Origin of the sequence: Devosia sp. ZW T5_3 (assembly GCF_044987315.1) — a bacterium.
Taxonomy (GTDB): Bacteria; Pseudomonadota; Alphaproteobacteria; order Rhizobiales; family Devosiaceae; genus Devosia.
On the sequence record NZ_JBJDRE010000045.1, the window covers coordinates 1 to 677 of the forward strand.

2 protein-coding genes are annotated in these 677 nt (G+C 60.3%); both read left to right on the forward strand.

The window, feature by feature from the left end; genetic code table 11:
* On the forward strand, window positions 1-177 hold a 177-nt coding region (locus ACI3KW_RS23170), incomplete at its 5' end, for a hypothetical protein (RefSeq protein ID WP_404850050.1).
* A gap of 48 nt (window positions 178-225) precedes the next feature.
* On the forward strand, window positions 226-677 hold a 452-nt coding region (locus ACI3KW_RS23175), incomplete at its 3' end, for a ribonucleotide-diphosphate reductase subunit beta (protein ID WP_404850049.1).

Below are 677 nucleotides of genomic sequence, written 5' to 3' on the forward strand. Positions count from 1 at the left end.
GTCGACCAGGGCCTGTCGCTGACGCTGTTCTTCAAGGACACCGCCACCACGCGCGACATCAACCGGGCGCAGATCTACGCATGGCGCAAGGGCATCAAGACGATCTACTACATCCGTCTGCGTCAGATGGCACTGGAGGGCACCGACATGGCCGAGTGCGTCTCCTGCATGCTCTGACACTTCGACAGGCTCAGTGACCCAGTTTCAAAGAAACGACGAATCATCATGACTCCTCACCCCCCGCTCAAGCTGGTCGACAGCGTTCAGGCGATCAACTGGAACCGCATCCAGGACGACAAGGACCTCGAGGTCTGGAACCGTCTGGTGAACAACTTCTGGCTGCCCGAGAAGGTGCCGCTGTCGAACGACGTCCAGTCGTGGAACACGTTGACGCCCGAGGAGCAGTTGCTCACGATGCGCGTCTTCACCGGACTCACGCTGCTCGACACGATCCAGGGAACCGTGGGCGCCGTCTCGCTGATCCCGGACGCGATCACCCCGCACGAGGAGGCGGTGTACACCAACATCGCCTTCATGGAGTCGGTGCACGCGAAGAGCTACTCGTCCATCTTCTCGACGCTCGCGTCGACCAAGGAGATCGACGAGGCGTTCCGCTGGTCGACCGAGAATCCGAACCTTCAGAAGAAGGCTCAGATCATCATGGACTACTACCAGGG